13 protein-coding genes are annotated in these 22,113 nt (G+C 36.1%); 4 read left to right on the top strand and 9 right to left on the bottom strand.

From position 1 onward, the window contains the following. Window positions 1-73: 73 nt before the first annotated feature. Complete coding sequence (locus H6X70_RS15365) at window positions 74-757, bottom strand: hypothetical protein (RefSeq protein ID WP_194768584.1); 684 nt, start codon at window positions 755-757, stop codon at window positions 74-76. Window positions 758-761: 4 nt separating this feature from the next. Next, complete coding sequence (locus tag H6X70_RS15360) at window positions 762-6,401, bottom strand: fibronectin type III domain-containing protein (RefSeq protein WP_194768583.1); 5,640 nt, start codon at window positions 6,399-6,401, stop codon at window positions 762-764. Between the two features lie 838 nt (window positions 6,402-7,239). On the opposite strand from H6X70_RS15360, the gene H6X70_RS15355 reads away from it, so the two are divergent. Further along, window positions 7,240-8,244: a GRP family sugar transporter gene (locus tag H6X70_RS15355; protein WP_194768582.1), complete on the top strand. Its 1,005-nt coding sequence runs from the start codon at window positions 7,240-7,242 to the stop codon at window positions 8,242-8,244. A gap of 21 nt (window positions 8,245-8,265) precedes the next feature. Next, window positions 8,266-9,189, top strand: coding sequence for a ribokinase (rbsK, locus tag H6X70_RS15350; RefSeq protein ID WP_194768581.1), 924 nt, complete (start codon window positions 8,266-8,268; stop codon window positions 9,187-9,189). 53 nt (window positions 9,190-9,242) lie between these two features. On the opposite strand, the gene H6X70_RS15345 is transcribed toward rbsK, so the two are convergent. The 7 genes from H6X70_RS15345 to H6X70_RS15315 all read right to left on the bottom strand — a co-directional run bounded on the left by H6X70_RS15345 (window position 9,243) and on the right by H6X70_RS15315 (window position 20,979). Then, window positions 9,243-10,310 (bottom strand): cyanophycinase, encoded by a 1,068-nt coding sequence (locus H6X70_RS15345; protein WP_194768580.1) that lies wholly within the window; start codon window positions 10,308-10,310, stop codon window positions 9,243-9,245. 122 nt (window positions 10,311-10,432) lie between these two features. Beyond that, on the bottom strand, window positions 10,433-11,818 hold the full coding sequence (locus H6X70_RS15340) for a YfcC family protein (protein ID WP_194768579.1): 1,386 nt from the start codon (window positions 11,816-11,818) through the stop codon (window positions 10,433-10,435). A 14-nt stretch (window positions 11,819-11,832) separates the two neighbouring features. Next, complete coding sequence (locus H6X70_RS15335; RefSeq protein ID WP_194768578.1) at window positions 11,833-12,729, bottom strand: cyanophycinase; 897 nt, start codon at window positions 12,727-12,729, stop codon at window positions 11,833-11,835. Window positions 12,730-12,761: 32 nt separating this feature from the next. Continuing rightward, window positions 12,762-13,700: an isoaspartyl peptidase/L-asparaginase family protein gene (locus tag H6X70_RS15330; RefSeq protein WP_194768577.1), complete on the bottom strand. Its 939-nt coding sequence runs from the start codon at window positions 13,698-13,700 to the stop codon at window positions 12,762-12,764. A 120-nt stretch (window positions 13,701-13,820) separates the two neighbouring features. Beyond that, window positions 13,821-15,173 carry a RagB/SusD family nutrient uptake outer membrane protein gene (locus tag H6X70_RS15325; protein WP_194768576.1) on the bottom strand — a complete coding sequence of 451 codons (1,353 nt, stop codon included), beginning with the start codon at window positions 15,171-15,173 and terminating at the stop codon, window positions 13,821-13,823. Window positions 15,174-15,272: 99 nt separating this feature from the next. Next, window positions 15,273-18,272, bottom strand: coding sequence for a SusC/RagA family TonB-linked outer membrane protein (locus tag H6X70_RS15320; protein ID WP_194768575.1), 3,000 nt, complete (start codon window positions 18,270-18,272; stop codon window positions 15,273-15,275). 595 nt (window positions 18,273-18,867) lie between these two features. Then, on the bottom strand, window positions 18,868-20,979 hold the full coding sequence (locus H6X70_RS15315) for a thioredoxin domain-containing protein (RefSeq protein WP_317171479.1): 2,112 nt from the start codon (window positions 20,977-20,979) through the stop codon (window positions 18,868-18,870). 190 nt (window positions 20,980-21,169) lie between these two features. Here H6X70_RS15315 and H6X70_RS15310 point away from each other — a divergent pair, with 190 nt between their 5' ends. Continuing rightward, window positions 21,170-21,322, top strand: a complete 153-nt coding sequence (locus tag H6X70_RS15310) for a hypothetical protein (RefSeq protein ID WP_194768574.1) — start codon at window positions 21,170-21,172, stop codon at window positions 21,320-21,322. A 220-nt stretch (window positions 21,323-21,542) separates the two neighbouring features. Next, window positions 21,543-22,034, top strand: a complete 492-nt coding sequence (locus tag H6X70_RS15305) for a cupin domain-containing protein (RefSeq protein ID WP_194768573.1) — start codon at window positions 21,543-21,545, stop codon at window positions 22,032-22,034. Window positions 22,035-22,113: the final 79 nt, after the last annotated feature.

Raw genomic sequence — 22,113 nt, 5'->3', positions numbered from 1 at the left:
TAAAAATATAGGAAAGAGGCTGCACAGACTAGTACAACCTCTTTATATTAAACAAATTACTTTTAAAAAATACTTAGTTAGCCATAAAACTCCAAACAGAACCTATGGTTTTCTCATTATGTGCATCTGCAACAACCACCTTCCAGTGATAAGTTTCACCCGATGTTATAGCAACATCAATAGTTGTTTCAGCTTGGTTTTCACTTATCATGGCCATTGGTGTGGCATCTGTTCCGAAGTACACATCGTAGGTTAAATCATCGCCATCAACATCCTTGGCATTCCACTCTAAGGTTGCTGTAGTTCCAGCAACCATCTCATCCATTTCTGGAGAAATTAACAATGGTGCAAATGGTAAGTGATTAGACACCCCAATACCTTCAGTATAAAACTGAAAGGTACTAGAATAATCACTTTTGGTTAACTCGCCATCTACAGATCTAACTTTCCAGTAGTAAGCTTTATTTTCTTCTAAAGTCAAACTCACTTCGGTGGCCATTAAATCTTGAACACTTTGTACAATGTCTGTAAAGCCTGGATCGGTAGCAACTAGAACTTCATACTCTAAATTCTTTGTTTCTATATCGGTTGAGGCTTCCCAACGGAAAGTTATCGTCTCTTCAAGACATAATAAGTTATCTGATGGATAGATTTGCTCTGGCACAGATGGCGCCGAGTTTGATACCGAGCGCCAGCCTTCTTGATTACAAGAACATAAACTAACGCCTAAAATTAACAGGTATATATAATTTTTCATCGTTTTATTTTTTTATTAATTTAAATGTTACTGGCTTGCTCTTTAATTGAACTTTCACCAAATAAACACCTTCTGCTTGATCTGCTACATTCACTTTAACACGACCACTTTGAACAGCTAGTGTTTTATTGAAAACAACTTGCGATTGTAAGTTTGTGATTTGAACAACAACGGTTTCGTCATCTGATGGTATTGCAACTTCAAAAACATCTGTAGTCGGGTTTGGATAAGCCTTCAATGTTTTGATAATATCCATTTCTTTTGATAAAACACCTTCACAGCTTTTGCTTGTTTTAATGGTAACTTTATCGCCATGTTTAACATCTACACTAAATTTACTTGATGATGTTTTAAATGCTGATTCTCCATTTATAACCACATCGTATGGCGCAGTTCCTGCAGTCATATCCACTTCTAGTTTTTTATCATTCACATACATTTTACCCGTAGTTTGGGCGCCTGAAGTAATGATAACTGAAAAACATTGTTCGAAATTCTCTGATGCAATTTCAATACAGAATTCGTAAGTACCAGGTGCTAAATCATCGACAACCAAAGTATCATCAAAACTATAATCTACACCTGCAATAGTGGTCGTATAATCAAATCTTTTCTTGGTTACAATACTTATTTGACCATTATTTTTCCCTGTACAAGTTTCACTAATTGACTCAACGTCAAAGTTGTTAAATGATATCCCTGACTCGGAGTCGGTAACATCTGAACTCTCATTTGAGAAAGCCGAAGCCCCAAGGTCATTAATCGCTTTTACACGGTAGGTGTATTCTGTTTCTGGAATTAAACCAGTGCTTTCATACATGGTCGTATTAGCATCTACAGTTGCTATTTCTGCAAAATCACCATCCGATTTACGCTCGATTATGAAACCTGTTTCGTTCTTCGAATTATCTGTCCATGTTAAATTAATTTGAGTCGCAGATCCCATAGTTGCCAATAAATTACTTGGCGCTTTAGGTATAGAAGGGATCTCTGGACATTTCTCTTGAATGATTACATTATCTAATATAATACGTGTATTGTCGTTTCCTAAGAAGAAATGGAATTGACCTTTAGAAGTCTCCATATCCATAGTAAATTCGAAAGGACCATAAGTGGCAACACTCGTTGTAATAGTTAAGTTTTCTTCAACAAAATTAGTCCAAGGCGCTTCCCCTAGTAACACAGCTACACGAATATCTTTGGCAGCATCGGCTTTTGCCATAAAACTCAACTCATAAGTTTTACCCTTTTCTAAAGTTGGTAATAACGTTTTAAATTGTACATCTGAATCTTTGGCTCCCGCTTCATCTGTAGAAACGCTAATAGCTAATTCGCCAGATAAGCCTTCGCCCATTACAGTTTTCACTTCGCCTATTCCTCCTGTGTTGTTGTAAAAATCCCAATCGACATCTCCTTTATCAAAATCACCATTAGGAGCTAGGTTTGGATTTGCACAAGTACCACCTTCATCACCACCGTTGCCGGTCGTTGTAGCCATAGCTTCATTCGAGTAATCTGAAGTTCCGGTATCATTCTTAGCACTTAATCTATAGGTGTAAGCGGTACCTGCTTCTACAGATGTATCTGAATAAAAAATGGTATTCGCATTAATAGTTGCTATAGTTTCAAAAGCTCCTGTGCTTTTTCTTTCTAAAATATAACTCGTTTCATTATCGGCATTATCTGTCCAAGTTAAATCAATTTGAGTGTCTGATTGTACAGCGGCAGCTAAATTTGTTGGTGCATTTGGCACAACTGCAACGATATCACATTGCTCTTTAATAGCCACTTTATCAACAAACAGATCGATATTATCGGCACCTACAAAGAAATGAAATTGTCCTTTAGACGTCTCATTTTCCATAGTAAATTCAAATGGCCCATAGGTTTTAGCTTCTGTTGAAATTTCAATAGTTTCTTCAAGGAAATTTGACCATGGCGCTTCTCCTAATAAGGTAGCAACTCTAATCGTCTTTTTTGCTTCAGCTTTTGCCATAAAGGTTAATTGGTAAGTCATACCTTTTTCTAAGGTTGGCAAAAGAGATTTAAATTGAATATCGGCATCTTTAACACCTCCTGTTTCAATTTCCAGTTTTATGGCTAAATCACCAGAAAGACCAGGCTCACCCATAACTGTTTTTACAATAGCTTTAGCGCTTGTATCTGAATTTACATAAAAATCCCAATCGACATCTCCTTTATCAAACTCACCATTAGGCACCCAGTTTTTTTCATTACAAGAATTCGTATTCCCTTCGCTTGTAGTTGCTGTAACCTCGTTAGAATACACAGACTCTCCAGAAAGATTAACAGCTTTTACACGGTAAGTATAAGTTGTACCGGCTTCTAATCCTTCGCTAGGATAGCTCGTTCCATTTTCGCCAACTGTTGAAATGGTTTCAAAGTCACCATTTCCTTTTTTACGCTCAACTTTAAATCCAGTTTCGTCATCTGAATTATCCGTCCAACTTAAGTTAATCGCACTAGATGAAACTACAGTCGCTTTTAACTCCGATGGTGCATCTGGAGCACCTTCTCCGCCAGTATTATCATCCTCACATTTAACTTGTAAAATAACGTTATCAATCCATACTGTTTCACCACTTTTACTTAGAAGAAAATCCAATCTTAAAGCGGTACCTGTTTCACCCATAGTAAACTCAAAAGGTCCATAAGTTGAAGCTTCATTTGTTAAAGTTACTTCTTCAGAAGAATAAGTTGTCCATGGCGCCTCTCCTTTTAAAACACTCGCTCTTATCGTTCTAGAAGCTGTAGATTTAGCCATAAAGGTATATTGATAGGTTTTACCTTTTTCTAAATCTGGAATATTATTCCATAATTGAATATCAGAATCTTTTTCACCTGTTAATGCACTATTTACAGTAACTTTCGCAGATTTATCACCTGAAAGTCCGCCATCGGAAACAATAGCTAATTCGGCATCAACACCTGCGCCATCATTTTTATAAAACACCCAATTATTTATACCGGTGTCAAACTCTGAATTCACAACAATGTTTTCGCTTTTACAAGCTGGAACTTCATCTGTTGTTGTTCCCATGGCTACATCGCTTGGAGCAGATTCACCCCCATCATTAATGGCTATAACACGGTAAGTATATTGTGTAGATGGTGCTAAATCTTCATCGGTAAACATTGTAGCATCGGCTGCTAGTGACCCTACGTTTATGTAGGTACCATCTTGCATTCTTTGTACACGGAAACCTGTTTCGTTATCTGAATTATCAACCCAAGTTAATTTGATTTCCGTTCCTGAAATCGCTTCGGTAGTAAGTCCTGAAGGTGCTGCTGGTTTAGCTATTACAGCACCAGCATTTAATGGTCTTTTCCACGCCCCTGCACCAGCAGTAGAAGCAAACACGTAAGGCACACCAGCTTCTTCTTTAACAATAGCCGATGTTAATCCTCCAAAATGTATATCACCTGTCCAATTTTCCCAAGTAACATCACCAGAACCATCAATGGTTCCTTTATAAATACCATAAGTTTGCTGCATTCTGTGGTCGTAGTAACTCATAATAATTTGGTTACCATAACCTGCTGCACCACCTTTATTTGTGAAGTTAAAATCATCAGCAATGGCACTGTACCAATCTGGCGTATTTAAACCTTTAGCCGTATCTTTTGTAATAACGGTTTTCCATGTTTGTCCTTCATCTAATGATAAAGCACCTATGTAATTACTTCCGTCGCCATTTTCATTAGACTTTCCTGAGAAAAATAAATACACTTGCCCATTCGATTCCCAGGCAACAATTTCTGAATCCCAACCAGCACCGTTATAGATTTTAGTGAATTTCCAAGGCTCTCCATCGGCAACAAATTCGCCTTTAAAAACACCTTGATTAGAACCACTAGCTCCGTTAAAATATACGATATCTTTATTGGTAGGGTGTGGTGCTATTTTTTTAACAGCATTTACTCCTGCAGTAACAGCATCGTCTTTATTTATTTGTGACCACCAAGCCACTTGACCTTGCTCTGTGGTATTATAAGCCCATCCAATATCATTCATCATCCATAAACCTTGGCCTGAAGAGAATGTAAACACACGTTTTGGATCTGCTGGAGAAACTGCAATATCACGTAATACGCCTGGAGGTAAACCTTTCCAACCGCCACCAAGGTATAGCCATGGATCTTCTGGTGAATGTGTCGATAATTTTTTAGCATATAAACCAGCGCCTTTAGCATTTCCGCCGTAACCACTTGTCATTTGTGCTACAACCATAGCCGTTCCTTCTACCATAGCGATATCCACTGCTTGTACATCGGATAATGGCGGATTAGCAGATCTGTGCTTGATATTAGACCAAGAAAATCCATAATCCCAACTTTCCATAGCACCGTTATCAGCTTGTCCTTGTACCACGTAGTTTTCATGTACTGCAATATCATAAGTATAGGTGCTTTCTGTACCTCTTCCGCTATAGGTTGGCCAATCTTGCCCCCAATGCGAAACCAAGATCGATAAATTTGGAATGGAATATCTGTTATGCCATGTAAAGGTATCACCGCTAGGTTTTCCTTGGAAAATCGTTTGATTGGTAGTAGACCAAATGGCTCTATCCCAAGATTTTGGTGTATAATGTGCGAAACGCGGATTTGGTGCAGCATTATCCCAACCATTATCATAACCTTCGGTTCCTTTCCAAACGTTTTTCCATGAATATTCGGTTAAAACATCACCATTCCAAGAAAATGTTCCTTCAAACAAACCATCTCTATGACCTTCTAAAGAAAAAATAACTTTGTGTTCGCCTCCTACTGATCGGCTATCCACTTCTGGATACCAATAATTGATGTTATTAAGTGTTTCCTTAGTACCATCGGCTACTTTTTGCCAGTTTATGGCAGATGTAGGCGTTGCATAAATCCAACCTTGCTTTCCGGTTGTGGTATATGCAGCGTATAAAATTTTACCATCTGGGCTTAAAGAAGCGCCTTTGTTTTTTTGCGTCCCTGTTGGACCATCTATTTTTACCCAAGTTAAACCGGCATCCATACTTTTAAAAAGCCCTTTTCCTGAACTTAAGTAAACAATATTCCCGTCGGTTTCATCAAATTGGATGGTAAATACATTAGGATCGCTATTAGCGTCTTGATCAAAATTTATATTTGCCCAAGTTGCACCACCATCGGTTGATCTAAAAATTTCACCTTTAAATTTTGATGGTAATCCAAAGTTATCCGAGAAATCATAATCATCTCTCCAGCCTATTCCTGCAATAATCACATCGGTATTATTCGGATCTACGGCAATAGCGCCAATAGATTTTCGTTTTGAACCTGGAACAAGCGAGAAAGTTGCTCCGCCATCATTAGAAACTTCTAAACCATATAAGGTTCCCACATAAAGTTTATTCGCATTTCCAGGAGCAAATGCTACGGCATAGACTCTATTTTGGTGTAAATGCCCCATGGCGTGCCAAGACTCGCCGTGGTCTAAACTTTCGTAAATCCCTTCCATATCGGAAGCTAAAATTAAACGACCCTCTGTATTGGGATCGCTTACAATATCCTGAACTTGCCCTCCGGCACCAGGATTTATTGGTTTCCACTGCCCATAAGACAGACTGAAAATCAATGAAAAAAGAATGAGAAATGTAGTTTTTTTCATCATGAATTAGTTTTGGTTAATTGGTATCAATTTTATTTAATAAATTGACTACTAGTCCTCCGAACTTAATTAGACAACAGAATCTTACTCTTTTATTTTCTAAATCAACAGCTATTAAAAATTAGCAATCCCACTGTTTACGGGGAAAAATTTACTTTTTCAAAAAAAATATGGCTGTTTTATTGATGATTTGGCAACTTATCCCTTAAAAAGCCAAACTGATAAATAAATAGGATTATGACACTTTGAAATTACCAATCAGAAGAATTAAAAACATGAAATCCAAGCATAACTCTTAAAATTGTAAGATTTACACTACTCAGAACATGAAGAAGAAATAAGTGAAAAATGACAAAATTAAAAAAGGCAATATCGCTTTATAGTTTTGCATTAATCCTTAGAGGTTACACTTAATCAATTCGAATTGAAAAGCCATTACATTTTACTGACGATCAAAATCATATAAAACAAGATTAAATAAAAGAGCTTTCTTTACTTTCATTCTTGGTGAGAAAAACAATTATAAAGCATAAAAAAGACAACTGCATGAATTTTTTCTAGTCTAAAAAATTAGTTGGTCATAAAAACAAGATAATACCTCTAGTGGTATCACATTAAAAATCAACCAAAACAACACTTTTCATTAAAAACACACGCTATAAAAACAACGTTTACAACTATTTAAAGAATAATCACTTGATACTGATAATAAGTACTTATCGATTCTAGAGTGGTTATTTGAAGGTTTTATTATGTGAAATTGTCAATCCGAAGTCCATAAAACATGATTACCAGTATTTTTCAATGTGAAAGATTCTAACTAAAAACCAACCTTACTATCATGTATATTATAGACAATTATCCATTAGCCGTATTTTCCTGCTTTATTACTATGCTCTGTTGGGGCTCCTGGGCAAACACTCAAAAGTTATCCAGTAAAAAATGGCCATTCCAACTATTTTATTGGGATTATTCGCTTGGCATCTTACTCATCACCCTCATTTTGGCTTTAACCCTCGGGTCGATTGGCAATGAAGGCCGTTCATTTATTAATGACATACAGCAAGCCGATTTAAAATATGTTTGGTATGCTATATTAGGCGGTATTATTTTCAATTTTGCTAATTTATTATTGGTTATCGCCATTGATATTGCAGGTATGGCGATTGCTTTCCCTATAGGTATTGGCATCGCACTCGTTTTAGGGGTTATTACAAATTATGTATCGACACCAGAAGGCGACCCCATTTATCTATTTTTAGGCGTTGCTTTTGTAGCTTTAGCAATTGTAATGGATGCTTTAGCCTATAAGGTTATTTCCGAAAATAAGAAACAATCGTCATCTAAGGGTATTGTAATTTCATTATTAGCAGGTATTGCTATGGGGTTTTTCTATAAGTATGTGGCCATATCTATGGCTTCAAATTTTGCTAGTCCAGAAATTGGAAAACTAACACCGTATACAGCGCTTGTGGTATTTTCTATAGGCTTATTGGTCTCAAATTTCTTATTCAACAGCATTAATATGTATAAACCTATAACGGGACAAGCTGTAACCTACAAAGATTACTTTAAAATAGGGAATCCAAAATTACACGGCATTGGCCTATTAGGCGGCGCAATATGGGGAATAGGCATGTCTTTTAGCATTTTAGCTTCAGAACAAGCAGGCCCAGCAATTGCCTATGGCTTAGGTCAAGGCGCTACTTTAGTTGCCGCCATTTGGGGTGTATATATCTGGAAAGAATTTAAAACGCTGCCCCAAGCTAAAAACTGGCTCATTAGCCTTATGTTTTTATGCTTTATTATTGGAATAGGATTAATTATTTATGCGAAGATTGTCTGAAATTAATTTTAAATTAAACATATGGATTTAGTTGTTATAGGAAGCTCCAACATGGATTTAATTATTAGGGTTCCTTACATACCCAAGGTTGGAGAAACCGTTTTAGGCGGAGAATCGGCTTCTGTTTTTGGAGGAAAGGGAGCCAATCAAGCCATTGCAGCAAAACGCGCAAACGGAAATCTCGTTTTTATCACTAAAATCGGGACTGATGTTTTTGGAGTGACTATGAAAAAGCATTTTATAAAGGAAGGTTTGGCACAAGAATCCACTTTAGTAGACCCTAAAGTACCCACTGGCATCGCTCAGATTCTGGTTTCAGAAAAAGGCGAAAATTCTATAGCCGTGGCCCCAGGTGCTAATATGAATTTATGCCGTGCGGATATTGAAAAACTAAAACCTGTTTTAAAAAAGGCAAGCTTTGCTTTAGTACAACTCGAAATTCCTTTAGAAACGGTTACATACACTATTGAAACTGCCTTTGAAAATGATGTAAAAGTCATTTTAAATCCTGCACCTGCACAACACTTAACTGAAGACATCCTACAAAAAACGTGGCTAATAACACCTAATGAAACCGAAGCTGAAATTTTAACCGGCATCAAAGTTACTGACTTGCAAAATGCGGAAAAAGCAGCAAAAGAACTATTAAATAAAGGTGTAAAACAGGTTATTATAACTTTAGGTGCTTTGGGATGCTTGCATGCAAACAAAGACCACATCAAGCATTATAAGGCGTACCATGTCAATGCCGTAGATACAACGGCAGCCGGCGATGTTTTTAATGGCACGCTTGCTGTTGCCTTAACCCAGCACAAAAATTTTAGTGAAGCGATTCCGTTTGCGAATGCTGCTGCGGCTATTTCAGTCACTAGAAATGGTGCACAAAGCTCGATACCTTCTTTAGATGAGATTCAAAAATTTTTAAAAATCAATGTTGCTAACTAACACCCCTCGCACCATGAATATTTAAACCATTGCAACATAAGGTTTCAAAACCACTAATCATTTAATACCCCATTGGTAACAAACCAGTATTGCCATGCGCCACCAGTTGCTGTTTTCCAATCGGTTAAATCGTAGGTTTTCTTACCATCTTTAGTGCCTTTTATAGCATAAACTTTAAGCGCTTTTTCGCCTTTGTTCCACTCTAAAGGTTTGTTTTCTTCACAGGTTTCGGGAATGTTATTTAGAATATCAGGATTAGGCAGGATAAAATAGGCATTATCATCATGGTCTGGATATCCGCCAAATACGCTTGCTAACCCCTTTTCATCGATACAAACAGCAGTATATTCATCGCATGCAATCCCCTTTGCTGCTATGTTATTTTCCTTAGCAATACGTGCTAAAAAAGCAACATGTCGTCCTTTTCTATCTGGATTATCATAATGTGTATCTGTAATCACATCGGCTAAAATGTTGTGATTTATAAAACTTGAATGACCAATAGTTAGATCGGTATCGTAAGGATTTTGCAAAGCTTGATCTGATTTTATAGACCCCCTTTGTGCTGAATAATAATACCCGCCTTGAATGGCCATACCAGCACTTGTACCACCAATAACAATGTTTCTCTCTTTAATGCCTTTATTAATAAGTGCTGCTATTTCTGTATCTCTCCAAAAGGAAATATAATCCCATTGATCGCCCCCTGCGAACCAAATGGCTTCAGCATGCTTAATTTTTTCATGCAAAGTTGCATCTTGACTTGCCTTTTCATTTTTACATACGATGGTTTCCACCGAGTTTAAATCCACCCCTAAGTCTGAGAACATATAGCGGTTATACCCGTCGGTTCCTGAAGTTCTCAGCACTAAAACATCACCACCTTGGGCACGTTTTAAAAACCATTTCATAGCTTCATCATTTTCGGTAGCACCGCCCATCAAACAAATACCTCCTAAGGGATTCGTTATTTTATCGCTAGCATTTCCAATTTTATAGGAAGTATAGTCTTTTGGAACTGTAGGTTCTTTTCCTTCTGAAGGTATGCTGGGCGTTTCACTCGATGAACACGAGATAAAAAACACGCTCATACTAAATAACATTATTTTTAAATTAATCATCTTCAATTTTTTATTCCATTTATGATTTAAAAAGCGTCCTAAATAATTTGGAAATGAGTGTCACAGAAACACATTATAGGGCACATTTTAGGTTATAGTTGGTATTATTTCATAATTCAGAGTTACCAAGTAAAAATTAATAGTGGTGGTAGCATAAGCAACATAGCCACAACAACTAATACAATAAATATAGGCGCAATCCATTTCAACCATATACTATAAGGAATTTTTGCTATGGATAAAGCCCCCATGGTCACCCCGCTTGTGGGCACAATAATATTGGTAAGGCCGTCGCCCATTTGGAACGCTAAAACTGCAACTTGCCTACTTACCCCAATTAAATCACTTAAAGGCGCCATTATAGGCATTGTAAGTGCGGCTTGCCCAGATCCCGAAGGAATAAAAAAGTTTAAACCGCATTGAAAAATCAACATGAGTTCTGCCGATACAAATTTTGGCATATTACCAGCAACTAAAGCCACTTCGTTTAAAATGGTATCAATGATTTTTCCATCTTGGGCAATCACTAATAAACCTTTAGCCAACCCAATAACCAATGCTGCAGTCATCATCTCTTTAGCACCTGCAATAAAAACGGAAGTTGCTTTATGCACCGGAATCTTAGTTATAATAGCCGAAACTATAGCTAAAGCAATAAATAAACCCGCAATTTCATTAATATACCACCCTAAATATACAACCCCAACAATCAGTATGACGAGGCTTAAAAAAAAGCTTACTAAAACGAGTTTCCTTTTAGTGCTGAGCTCTGGAAAATCTACAGGATCCAGGGTCGCTTCATCTTCAGTATTTAAATGAAAAAGCAGACTATTGCTAGGATCTTTATCCATTTTCATGGCATATCTTGAAATGGCAAAACAGGCAATAGAAGTGAGCATTACCCAAACAAGAAGTCTATATTCCACCCCACTAAACATAGGGATTTCAGCAATACTTTGAGCGATCCCTATGGTAAATGGATTGGTAATTGCTCCTGCAAAACCTACCCCAGTTCCTAAAACGGGAATGGCTGTTCCTAATAAGGCATCGTAGCCCATGGCTTTTGCTAAAGGAATGGTTATTAGTATAAAAACTAATACTTCTTCACTCATACCAAAAGTAGCGCCTGCCAATGAAAACAAAGCAGTTATGCCTGCCAAAACGGCAATCTTATATTGCGGATAATCCTTTCCAAAAGTTATAATTCGAAATAATCCCGCATTTATAGCGTCTGTAGCATTTAAAACCGAAAAAGCCCCTCCAACTAAAAAAACAAAAGCAATAACAAAAGCCGCCGAAGTAAACCCTTTAATTGGGGCTGTTAAAAAAGCTCCAATGCCTTGGGGTGCAGCTTCCACTTCACGATACGAATTTGCTACAATAACTTCGCGTCCGTCTACGATGGTTTTATCAAATTCACCAGACGGAATAATCCATGTTAAAACAATAAAGAACAAACTTATAACTAGAATTATCGTAATGGTATCTGGAAACTTCTTTATCTGCATAGCTTTTTTCTTAATTAATTTTGAATAGGTAGTTGAAACGTTTTTCCTGGCAAGACCACTTTAACTTGCAAGGAGTCACCACCTAACAATCCATTTTTTTGATACACTTTTGAAGCTTTATTTTCTACCACAACAACCTGTGACAACCCAGTAACCGTTGCCGAGTGGTTTTCTACAATAATCGCCGTAGATTCATCGATACCAACAGCCATACTTTTAGGGTGCTCTAAAGCAACACTAAGCAGTCTATTCATACGCATTCTTTTTATGAAATGTTGATCTATAATGACATTTTTAAGCAAACCTAAGCCTTTGGTTATTTCTATATTTTCAGCTTCAATCGTTCTAAAATCTCCTGTATATTCAGGATGCTTATATTCATTACCTGTAATCATCTTATTACTCATTACTGCGGCTCCAGCACTGGTTCCGGCGATGGTACTTCCGTTGTGATAGGCCGTGTTTATAGCTTCATGCACATTGGTATTTAACACAATATCCATAAATTTAGTTTGATCGCCACCCGTCATATAAATCAGTTTCGCTTGTTTAAGAGAATCAATCCATTGTGGGTGAAGGTCATCTTTTTTAAAATTGAACCCTTTTATTTTTCCTGAAGGCACCCCAAAATCTAAAAATTGCTTAGACGCATAAAACACGGCTGAATCCGGTTCGGCACTCGACATGGGTAAAATCACCATATAATCGTCTTTGGAAAGTTCGCTTACTGCCATAAGTTTTTCAACCAAGGCTTTTGGGCGCTTTCCTCCACCAATAATGAATAATTTCCCTTTGGCGTAATTTGAAGCCTGCTGTGCAATTATATCAACTTTATCACGCTTTGAATCATTTTTAGTTTCACAGCCAATAAAAAAACAACATAAAAAAAATAGTAATAAAACAGTTCTCATCTCATGTATTTTTGAATGGTTTTGAAATTGGTTTAGGCTTCGGTATCCCAAATCATCACTTTTTTGTCGGTTTCTGTAACATAACCACGATACATACCTCCTGAATTATATGGCATCGCTATTTTTCCATCTTTATCGATAGCAATTAAACCACCTTCACCGCCCAAGACACCCTGTTCTTGGATGGCTTTTTTTGAAGCTTCTTCTAAGGAAAGATTAGCAAACTCCATTAAATTAGAGACTAATGAGGCTACAGTTCCTCGAATAAAATACTCGCCAATGCCTGTGCACGAAACCGCGCAAGTTTTATTATTGGCATAGGTACCACAACCAATAACTGCGGTATCGCCCACGCGACCATCGAGTTTGTTTGTCATCCCCCCTGTAGAGGTTGCTGCCGCTACGTTACCTTCAGTATCGATAGCAACGGCGCCAACGGTTCCCATTTTTAAATTGGAATGATCTAAGAAAATAGCATCTTCAGAAAGCTTTTTAGCTTGTTCCCATTGCTTTTTTCTAAAATCAATATCAAAATAATTATTTTCTACCATATCGCAGCCCATCTTTTCTGCCATAACATCGGCGTTGGTTCCAGACATCATTACCACATCTTTATGGGCCAATAATGCTTTTGCAAATAAAACAGGGTTTTTAACTCTTTCTGAATTTGCTACCGATCCGGCTTGTAATGCCTTGCCCTCCATAACCGATGCTTCTAAAAAATGCTTACCACTTCTAGAAAACACAGCGCCATGACCTGCATTAAAATGGGCGCTATTTTCTAAAACCTCAACAGATGCACAAACGGCATCTAATGCAGATCCTCCTTTTTCTAATATACGCTCTCCTGCAGTTAAACTTTGCTTTAAATGGGCAACTATAGACGCTTTTTCTGCTTTAGAAAGCTCTTCTTTACTTATTACACCTGCTCCACCATGAATACACAATGAAAATTTTTTATTTTTATTCATTCTTATCAATATAACTTATTCACTCCTTTTCAGCCTTGCAAAACTCTAAATTTTAAAAAACCAAGAAGTCTTTTATTTTTATAACAAACAGACTTCTTGGCAAGGGTTTTACATTTGCTATTAGTACCCAGGGTTTTGCTGAATTACGCCTTGTGAAATTGAAACTTCTGATTGTGGAATTGGATAAACCGTTCTAAATGCTTCAATTCCCAAAATAGCTTCTGCTCTACCTAAACGCACGATATCAAACCATCTATGTCCTTCAAAAGCAAGTTCTCTAGCTCTTTCATCCAATAAAACACCAACAAATGCATCATAATCCGGTGCATCAGTCGCTGTAATAGGCATACTTGGTAACGCACGAGTCCTTACTTCATTTAAAGTGGCTATAGCATTTGTTAAATTGGTAGGATTTTGCCTTGCTTGGGCTTCGGCTTTAATCAAATACATTTCAGATAATTTTAAAATAATAGCATTTGCTGTTACTTCACCATCATTAATACCATATTTATCTACAAAAACAATTCTTCCATTATCATAATATAAATCACCTCTTGGGTCGTCATCATCTGCCATATACACATAGAAATCGCCATAATTAGCAGATACCTCTGGCGGGGAAACCGATAATAACGAGGTTAAACCATTACCATCGGTGTCTAAGAATTGTAGTTCTAAAATTGATTCTAAAGATTCCTCATCGTAATAAATATCGTTATAATCGTAATTTAATTCATAATCAAAATTACCTAAAACGGTATCAGCATATTGTTCTGCCAAAGCATACGCGCCTTGGTATAGATAAACCCTTGCCAACAAAGCCTCAGCAGCACCTTTGGTAGCATATAGTTTATTGTCGCTATATTCCAACATATCGATAGCCTTTAAAAGATCGGATGTAATTTGATTATAAGAATCTGAAACCGAAGCACGTGGAATGGTTAAGGCTGTATTTGCATTGATATAATTCGTGTAAACGGGAACACCATAATCGGAATTTAAATCTGTAAACTGCCCAAACTGACGTAAGGCATCAAAAAGTCCTAATGCTCTAAAAAAGTGCGCCGACCCTTTTGAGTTGGGATCATCTAATTGTAATTCGTCTGCTTTTTCTAAAATTAAGTTACTTGCATTTACTAAAGCATAGGCATCTATCCATGCACTTTCAACATACAAGTTAGAGGTTGGAATTATGGCATTATCTAATTGTGTAAAACGTTCTCTAAAGCCTGTTGCATCGGCAATACCTCCTGTTAAGGCATGTGCTAAAACAAACTCACCACCATAATAGGTAGAGCTTTGTAAGATATCGTAAAGACCTACCACCGCCGATTTTAATGATATGGCATCGGTAATGGCGTCTTCAGATCGAATTTCATCATCAAGTTGCACCTCTAAAATATCGCTACAACCAATTAAAGTTAGGCTTAAACATGATACTAATGTTATAAACCAAATATTTATTTTTTTCATGTGTCTATATTTATTGTTATTTAATGGTTTCATGCTAATCGTTAACATTCATTCCTTTGAATGTTAATGTTTCTAGCATGCTCGCATCTCAATCTTTTTTTAAAATGAAGTTGTTAAACCAATTGTAAATGTGCGTGCTTGTCCTAGAGTACCAAAGTCTTCACCTTGCAATACATTTAAATCGCCTTGACTAGAGGTATTCGTTGAAACTTCTGGATCGAAACCTAAATAATCAGTAATTGTAAATACATTCTGCCCTTGTATATAAACCAAAGTATTATTTATCCCCAATTTATTAAGTACATTTCTAGGAAGATTATAGCCTAAACGTAAAGTTTTTAAACGAATATAATCGCCATCTTCTAAGTACTGTGTACTAAAACGTTGCATTTGTCCCGATTCGGTAGATGGTCGTGGTACATCGGTAACTTGCCCTGGTTCTCTCCAATAGTTATCATAAACACGCTGACTAATATTAGCGTAAGGCAAGCCGCTTCTTGTAAATCCGAAATTCTCATAAACATGTCTACTTTGGTTAAAAATTTTGTTTCCTCCAGAGAATTGGAAATTTGCTGTTAAGCTAAAGCCTTTATATGATAATGAGTTTGTCCAACCTCCAAAATAGTTTGGCAAAGCACTGCCTACAATTTTTCTATCGTCAAAATCGATAACACCGTCTTGATTAACATCGGTAAACATGGCATCACCAGTTTGAGGATCTACACCTAGGTATTCAATTAAATATAGAGTACTTACCGCCTCACCTTCTTTTAAAATGTGGTTTCTACCTATTAACTCGCCATCATTTTGTAGTTTATTTATTTGATTCTCTAAAAAAGTCACATTAAACCCAGAATCCCATTTAAATTTTGCTCCATCAATAATACTGGCATTCACACTAAATTCGAAACCTGTGTTTTGTATTTCTCCAATATTTTGAAACACCGACCCAAAACCTGTTAGGCCAGATACACCAGCACTTAAAAGCAGGTCCTCGGTTTGTTTATTAAAATAATCGGCTGTAAAATTTAAGCGCTGATTAAACATCCCAAAATCCAAACCAATATTAAATTGTTTTGTTTTCTCCCAGCCTAGTTTATCATTTTCTAAACGGTTTGGAGCGATTCCAGGCACACCGTTATAATTCGCGTTTAACGAATATGTACCTACCCAGTTTGAAGAAATCTCTTGGTTTCCTGTGATACCATAACTGGATCTAATTTTTAAATTAGAAATGCTTTCAACATCGAAAAAGTTTTCTTTATTGATTCTCCAGGCCAAAGAACCAGAAGGGAAATAACCATATTGATTGTCTTTACCAAATCGTGACGAACCATCGGCTCTTAATGTAAATGATAAAATGTAGCGACTATCGTAGGTGTAATTTGTTCTTCCGAAGAAAGATTGTAAACCAAACTGATTTTTCCCAGAAGTACTCGTTAGAATGGTTCCTGCTGCCGATAAACTTGATGTATTATTGGTAGCGAAACCTACGCCCGACTGATCTGAAAATTGTGCTTTAGTTTCTTGAAGCGTCCAACCAGCAGTAACATCAAAGGCGTGAACATCGGCTACTAATTTGTTGTAATTTAAAGTATTTTCCCATTGCCAGGTGGTCTCTTCATAAGTTGCAAATATAGCTTCTCCATTTGGTGCTTTATTGGATCCTACAGGCACAAAAGAATCTTCAACAAAGTTTGAATATTCTAAAGAAAATGCCGATCTAAATTTTAAATCAGGAATGATTTTCCATTCCAAAAAATTCGAACTTTGAATACGGGTACTACGTGATGTATTGATATACTCTTCGGCAATATAAACAGGATTCTCTAGAGGCCACCATGTGTTGTAATCAAACGGATTGGTATAGTCGCCATTTCCGTCTTTAATTGGTGCTGTAGGATCCCAACCTTGTGCATTAATAACCACCCCATATTCGTCGTTTTCGTTAATGGTTCGTTGGTGATCACCGCGACTTATAAAAGTGGTTGTACCTACTTTAATTTTATCACTAACATTATGATCTAAATTGATTCTCGTACTTAACCTTTTAAAACCTTGTCCTATCTGAATACCTTGTTGATCGAAATAGTTTCCGCTTAAATAAAAGCGTGTTTTATCGGTACCTCCACTAAAGCTAACATCTAAATTTTGTGTGATTCCTGTTCTAAAAATCTCATCAAAAATTTTGGTGTTTTGACCACTAGATGTGTCTATCCAATCGAAATAGTCGCTACCAAGACCGTCAAACTCTGCAGCTGTATTAAAAAACGATTTAAATTGATCGCTACTAACAAGTTCTGGTGTATTGGTTATGGTTGAAAACCCTGTATAATACCCTATATCGACCGAAGTTTTGCCTTGAGAACCTCTTTTGGTTTTTATTAATATGACACCATTAGCACCACGAGAACCATAAATTGAAGCTGCTGCCGCATCTTTTAAAATGGTTACCGATTCGATATCGCTTGGATTAATATCTGCAATAGGGTTTGCAGGCTGAATATTACTATTTAATGCAGAATTATTTCTAGAAACTAGAGGCACACCATCAACAATAAATAAGGGTTGACTACTAGCTGAAATTGACGAAACACCTCTAATATTGACATTTACTGCAGATCCTGGTGTTGCAGATGACGCTGAAATATTAACCCCAGGTGTTTGCCCTTGAATGGTATTTTCAAAGCTTGAGGAAGGAATTTTAGCAACATCTTCATTTTTAATAGTTACAATGCTACTGCTAATATCTTTTGCTGATTGTGTACCGTATCCAACCACAACCACTTCATCTAAAACTTCGCCTTGTTTAAGCTTAATTTCATATCTGTTTTGATTTGTAAGTTGTACTTTTTTAGTTTCATAACCTATATAAGATACTTCTAAAAGAGTTACACTCTCAGGAATTTCAATGGAGAAATTCCCATCAAAATCGGTTACAACACCTTTACTTGAGCTAGGTATTACAACATTTGCGCCTACCAAAGGAACGGCATTACTTTCAGCCTTTACGGTACCTGTTATTAATCTTTGTGAAAACGCGGGGTTTCCTACAAAACACATGAACAATAAAATTGTTATATAATTAAGTATTTTCATTTTTGATTCGATTAGTTTGAAAATTAAAATTTAAAAGAATTTAAAGCGTAGTTATTTCTATGCTTAAAAATTATTTTAGCATAATAAATAACATAGAAACTAATCATTTAACAGTCGAAAATAGGCTGAAGACCTCTAAGCGTTAGAGACTTGCAGAAAAGATTACAAATTATTGAAAAATTTAAATTTATGAATTGCATAGTGTTAATACATTTAAAACATGAATGAAATTTTTATCTTCTTAACTATTGTAAAAGAAAAAACATAAACATGCTAATGTTTAACAATTAAAAATAGGCTGTAAACCTCGAAGAGTAAGAGGTTTGCAAAGGGTTTCAAAATGTGAAAAGCCTGTTTTCAAAACTATTTGTGTTAAATTTTTAATAAAAATAAGAAAAAATACTTAAATTTTAAAAAGATAATTAGATTTATTGCTTTTTTTTTATTATTCCAATTTTGAGTTAGGAAAAAAAATAAATCAATAATTTTAGTTTATTAAAATTATTAACTCCATGGATATCTAATCCTATATAAGCTTTAAACCTATATTTACACACTAAAAAACTACCACATTATCAAAAAAAAGCGCTTATTTTCAATACTTGATCAACTGAATGGCTTTTGAAACCTCTGTTTGTGGTGCCTTACAACTACCATTTGTACACACAAAAATATAAGTCTTGCCTGGAACGTTTTTACTTTCCAATAAGGGCACGTTGCTTTCTGATGTTGCTGCAGCATAAATCACATTGGGCAAATAGTTGGTTTGAAACTCGTATAGATGCTGTTTCGCTTCACTTCCAGAAATAGCTACTTCATAAAAAGGTTTCGTGTAGTTTTGCATTAAATCCAACCATTGACTATAGCTAGAAGGATACTGCAAAGCATCTTCAGTGACATTACTCAGCATTTGCTTTGCTTTTTTTCCGAAGTCATCGTTATAATAGTACAAACCAAGTGTAAATAAATTTTTGGCTAAGGTGGCATTCGACGATGGTATTACCCCATCTACAGTTTCCATTTTCCTTGAAATTAAAGAAGTGTCTAGATTAGACGTAAAATAAAACATGCCAGTCCCCTCATCATAAAAATGTTCCAGAGTATAATGCATTAAATCTTTAGCTGAAGTTAACCAAGCTTCATCTAATGTCACTTGATACAAACTTATAAAAGCTTCAATAGTCGCTGCATAATCTTCAGAATAACCGTTTATTGAACTCTCTTTATTTATATACACTCTATTCAATCCGCCACCCTCACGCAACTGTTTATCTTTAATAAACTGAGCGTTTTTTATAGCCATTTCTAAATAATGCGGCTTTTTAAACACGCGGTACGCATCGGTATATGCTTTTAACATTAAAGCGTTCCAGCTGGTTAATGCTTTGTTATCTATACGAGGTGGTTTTCTTTTGCTACGTTCTTTTAAGAGTGTAAGCTTCCAGTTTTTTAGTTTTTCTTGTAATGCTGCTTCCGATACATTAAGAATTTCCGATACTTCTGTATCCGATTTCGTTCTATACAATACATAATTATCATGTTCCCAGAAACCAATCTTATTAATATTGTAATAAGTTTTAAAAGCTTCAAAATCAGCTTTTAATGCTGCTTTCAATTCAGCTTCATTCCAAACATAAAAAGCCCCCTCTTCCAAGCTACCCTTTGCGTTTTCACTATCGGCATCTAAGGCTGAATAAAAGGCTCCCGATTCGTCTAAAAAATCACGTTCAACACATTGTAGTGTCTCCTCTACAATTTGTTTATAAAGCTGGTTTTGGGTTACCAAATAGGCATTGGAATACACACTAACCAATTGAGCATTATCGTAAAGCATTTTTTCAAAATGTGGAATATGCCATGTTTCGTCTACACTATATCTAGAAAAACCGCCACCAATTTGATCGTAAATACCACCATAAGCCATTTTGGTTAAGGTTGTTGATACATAATTTTGAAGCGCTTGATCCTTATTTTGAATCCCATGGCGCCATAAAAAACTTAGATTATTAGGCAATGGAAACTTCGGACTGCCAGTGATGCCGCCGTTTATCGTATCAAAATTGGCTTTCCATGTTTCAACAGATTCTACAATAGCGCTGTTTGTAAAAGGTTCTGGATTTTTATTAAGTGCAATTAAATCGGTTTCTTTAATACCTTGTGTAAGTTGTTCGGCATAAGCTATGGCTTTATCGGGATCATTTTCGTATAAGTCCGATACATCTTTAAGAATTTTAATCCACTGCTCTTTTTCAAAATAGGTGCCTCCAAAAATAGGTCTTCCATCGGGCAACGCTATACAATTTAATGGCCAGCCGCCACTTCCTGTCATTAACTGTACCGCATGCATATACACTTGGTCAATATCGGGACGCTCTTCTCTATCGACTTTGATATTGATGAATTTTGCATTCATAATCTTAGCCACAGAGTCGTTTTCAAAACTTTCATGTTCCATAACATGACACCAATGGCAAGCAGCATAGCCCACCGAAATAACGATAAGTTTATTCTCTTTTTTGGCTAAGGCTAAAGTTTCTGGATTCCAAGCTTTCCAATCTACAGGATTATGGGCGTGTTGTAGTAAATACGGACTGGTTTCGTGGATTAAATCGTTAGTATATTTATAATCCTTTTTAGAGGAATCACTTTTATTTGAACAATTAAAAACGAGTAGTACTAGCAGAAAAAAGCTTAAAAGATATCGCACAGCAATGAATATAGAAGTTAAAAAATCAAGGCTAAATATAGGCTTTTTAATATTAATGTAAGGGATAAAAGAAGAGGCTCTCTGAATAGGCTGTCTTATTTTTTTGCCATTTTTCTAGTAAATTTTAAATTTTAAGAATAAGCAGAAAAGTAATTTTTAAAACGTACAACCAAGACCAGTTGAGTCTTATGTGGAAAAGGTTCATAAAGACGAGCAGCACATCCCAAACACACCAGACTTTGAAGCTTTTGAAGCTGATAAAATAGAAACAGCCATTAACCATCTTAAGGTTGATAAAAAGTTGAACAAAAACTTAATTATGCAAAAAACACTGGTCAACTAATATGGCTAAATACCAATAACAGAAAGCCACTCCGAAAGAAAGAAAAGCATACTTATTATTGCCCTACGAGACAAGCAATGCACAACATTGGTTGTTATAAAAAGAAAACTAAAAATGATTTTGAGTAAAAAATTCATAGACACAAAATTCACAACATATTGAACAGCAATTAGTTAATGAGATTTTCGTATCTTTATAAATAATCATTAAACTAAAAATCATGAAAACACTCTCATTTAAATCCATCCTTAGGTCCCTATGTTTTATTGCTTTATTTCAGCTATCTATGACACATGCACAACATGCTGACAACTACGCAACAGAAGCTTCTTTTTCCAAGTTCCCATCTGATAAAAGCTTAATATGGCATGATGCTCCAGATTTTTTTCCAAACTGTTCCTTTAGCATTCTACACGGCGAAATGACCAAACCTAATTTAGACTTGTTTTTTAAAATAGAACCCAACACTGAAGTCGTTCGACACACACATAAGTCTGCTGAACGAATGATTTTAATGAGTGGAGATTTGGAGGTGCAATACAAGGGCGAAGCTCCTAAAATTGTTAAAGCAGGATCATACTTATATGGACCCGCAGGCAAACCACATCGAGCGAAGTGCCTAAACAATGGTCCTTGTGTATTATTTATTGCACTCGTTGAAACCGGGTCAATCTCAAAAGTTGTGGAGCATCTAAAAAAGCAAGACCTTTGAATAAAAATTTTTAATGCCATCAGATTCATTATTAGCCATAGCCAATTTATTACTTCCAGAAATACTTATTAAGTATTTT

Source organism: Tamlana sp. I1, from assembly GCF_015355625.1.
In the GTDB taxonomy this organism is placed as follows: Bacteria; Bacteroidota; Bacteroidia; order Flavobacteriales; family Flavobacteriaceae; genus Pseudotamlana.
Note: the sequence above shows the minus strand (reverse complement) of the source record. Positions and strands in the feature narration are given on the sequence as shown.